The sequence below is a fragment of the Frankia sp. CcWB2 genome, assembly GCF_977927585.1.
This window is the reverse complement of the sequence record NZ_CDWRCM010000110.1, coordinates 12,168-15,243: the sequence shown is the minus strand read 5'-3', so window position 1 is coordinate 15,243 and position 3,076 is coordinate 12,168. Positions and strand designations below refer to the sequence as shown.

The 3,076-nt window shown below is 71.8% G+C and carries 2 protein-coding genes and 1 pseudogene; all 3 read left to right on the top strand.

Annotated elements, in window-relative coordinates; translation table 11 throughout:
- Positions 1–212 precede the first annotated feature (212 nt).
- A complete protein-coding gene (locus tag ACY45C_RS12990) occupies positions 213–1,355 on the top strand; it encodes a redox-sensing transcriptional repressor Rex (protein ID WP_462187878.1) in 1,143 nt (380 codons plus the stop codon).
- Positions 1,352–2,773, top strand: coding sequence for a glutamyl-tRNA reductase (locus ACY45C_RS12985; RefSeq protein WP_462187877.1), 1,422 nt, complete (start codon positions 1,352–1,354; stop codon positions 2,771–2,773). Before ACY45C_RS12990 ends, ACY45C_RS12985 begins: the two co-directional genes overlap by 4 nt.
- Positions 2,770–3,076, top strand: a pseudogene (locus ACY45C_RS12980) (hydroxymethylbilane synthase); the annotation flags it as partial. The gene ACY45C_RS12985 and the pseudogene ACY45C_RS12980, both read left to right, overlap by 4 nt.

Sequence of the window (3,076 nt, the reverse complement as noted above, 5' to 3'; positions counted from 1 at the left end):
CCAGAAGAATCACAAGATCAGCGACAGATCCAGATCCGGTTCTCCTCAGCACTTCGTGAATCCCTTCACGAAGTCGTACACTGCCCGAGGACAGCCGACTTGTGGCGCCGACTACCGTACGCTGGGACTACCGCACGCCGGGTGTCGGCGGGGCCACGGATCCGGGCCCATAGCTCCGGGCGTAACCGCGCGCCTAGAGATCGGAGCCGCGGATGAGTCAGCCACGGCGTCGCCCGGCGGTGATCCGGCGACGCACACGTAGTGACGCGGCTTCCAGGCGTTCCTCCGAGGTTCCGGAGGCGACGGTCGCGCGGCTTCCGCTCTACCTCCGGGTGCTGGCGACACTGGCGGAAAGCGGGGTTCACACTGTGTCTTCGGACACGCTCGCGGCCGCCGCCGGAGTCACTCCGGCCAAGGTCCGCAAGGATCTGTCCCATCTCGGTTCCTACGGCACGCGGGGCGTCGGCTACGAGGTGGATGTCCTGCTCGACTGCATCGCCGCGAAACTGGGCCTCACCGAGGACAGAGCGGTCGTGCTGGTGGGAGTCGGCAACCTCGGCCACGCCCTGGCGGGTTACGGCGGCTTTTATGCCAGGGGCTTTCGGATTGTGGCCCTGGTCGACGCGGATCCCGAGCGGGTCGGCGAGCGGGTCGGTGAGGTTGTCGTCAGTCCCGTCGACGATCTCGAACAGGTGATCGTCCAGGGTCAGGTCACGATTGGGATGATCTGCACGCCGGCCGCCGCGGCGCAGGGGGTGTGTGACCGTCTGGTCGCTGCCGGGGTCACCAGCATTCTCAACTTCGCTCCCACGGTGCTTTCGGTACCCGACGGTGTGGACGTGCGTAAAGTCGACCTCGCCGTGGAACTGCAGATCCTCTCGTTCCATGAAGCACGCAAACATCCGTCGCCGGCACGGGACACATCACCGAGACGGGGCGCGAGATCCACACCGGGCGCCGGCTCCGGGCGTGACGCCGTGCCGGTGCGCCGGGCGCGCTCGGCGCGGCGGGCGCCCTCGGCCCGCGAGGCGGTGCCAGGCGGCGACGACGTCCTCGCCGCGCGGGGGGTGACGGGCCTGGACGGGGTGACGAGCGCGGACGGGACGGAGCCCTCCGCGGACAGGCTGGAGACCGATGCGGATGAGGTCGTGCGGGTGACTCGGCAAGTAGGCGTGACTCGTCCGGCGGGGGCAGCTCGTCCGGCCGGGATGGCTCGGGACGGTCGGCCGACCCGGGATGATCGGGAGGGGGAACCGGGTGCGGCGCGCTTGGAGCACACCCCGGCGCCTGGATCGCCGACCCACAGGACGCTGCCGGCCGCGGGATCGCTGATGGCCGGAGGTGAGGCGTCGTGAGCCTCCTGGTGGTCGGGCTCAACCACCAGACCGCGCCCACGTCGTTGCTCGAACGCACCTCGGTCTCGGCCGAGGAGGTCCCGAAGGTCCTGCACGATCTGGCCGAGGGCACCCACGTCAGCGAGGCGGTGGTGCTCTCGACGTGTAACCGCATCGAGATCTATGCCGAGGTCGAGACCTTCCACGGCGGAGTCGCCGACATCTCCGACCAGCTCAGCCGGATCTGTGGGATCGACCTCGGTAATCTCGCCGGCCACCTGTACGTCCACCACGAGGCGCGGGCCATCGGGCACCTGTTCTCGGTAGTGTGCGGCCTGGACTCCATGCTCGTCGGGGAGAGCCAGATCCTCGGTCAGGTACGCACGGCCTTCCGGGCCGGTCAGGCCGCCGGGGTGGCGGGCAGCGCGCTGTCCGGCCTGTTCCAGGCCGCGCTGCGGGTCGGCAAGCGGGCCCACTCCGAGACGTCCATCGATGCCGCTGGCGCATCCATCGTCTCGGTGGGTGTCCGGTTGGCCGCCTCCGGTCTGGGCCTCCACAGCGAGGTTCCGGCCGTGCCGGTGGCGCCGCCGGGTGGGCGGGCGCTGGACGGGGGAGGAGCCGCGGCCGAGGGACCGCGGCCCGCCGTGACGTCCGAACCCCCGCCGTTGGCCGGGGCCCGGGTGCTGCTCATCGGTGCCGGCGCGGTGGGATCGCTGGCCGCGCAGACCGTCCGGCGAGCCGGTGCCGGAGAGGTCGTGATCGCGAACCGGACCGCCGCCCGGGCGGCCCGCGTCGCCGAGGCCCACGAGGCCCGGGTCGTCGGTCTCACCGACCTGGCCCACGAGATCACCATGGCGGACCTGGTGATCTCCTCGACCGGCGCGAGCGGTCTCGTTGTCGAGCACGAGCTGGTTGCCGCGGCCTTGCCCGGCCGGGCAAGGCGCCCGCTGGTTTTCCTCGATCTGGCCCTGCCGCACGACATCGACCCGGGGGTGCGCGAGCTGCCCGGGGTGAGTCTGATCGACCTGGACGCACTGCGCATCGCGCTGGACGGCGCCCAGGTGACGCACGATGTGGAGGCGGTCCGCGCGCTGGTCGCCGCCGAGGTCGCGAGCTTCCTCGACCGCCGGCAGGCGGGCCGGGTGGCGCCGACCGTCGTCGCGCTGCGGGCCCACGCCGCCGCTGTGGTGCGTAGCGAGCTCGCCCGGTTGCACACCCGCCTGCCCGACCTCGACGATCGGGAGTGGAGCCTGGTGGAGGGCTCGGTCCGGCGCGTCGTCGACAAGCTGCTGCACGCCCCGACCGTGCGGGTGCAGGAGCTGGCCGGGGCGCCCGGCGGAGACGCCTACGCCGAGGCCCTGCGGGAACTGTTCGATCTGCCGCGGGAGGTGCCCGCCGTGGTGTCCGCGCCTGACCTTGATCTGCTGGAGCGTTCGTGACGGGGATCGACCCGACGAGTACCGACCCGACGAGCATCGGCGCCGACCTGCTGGCCCGTTTCGCCGGCCGCCGGCTGCGGCTGGGAACGCGGCGCTCGGCGCTGGCGCTGGCCCAGTCCGGGACGGTCGCCGCCACCCTGCGGGCGCGGGTGGGCTGCGCCGTCGAGCTGGTGCCGATTGTCACGGCGGGGGACCGCTCGTCGGGGGAGATCAGCCAGATCGGCGGGACCGGCGTCTTCGTCAGCGCGCTGCGCGACGCCCTGCTGTCTGGTGAGATCGACCTGGCGGTCCACTCGTTGAAGG

Coding starts and splice junctions, on each gene's coding strand:
- ACY45C_RS12990 (WP_462187878.1), top strand. CDS start 213: ATGAGTCAGCCACGGCGTCGCCCGGCGGTGATCCGGCGACGCACACGT.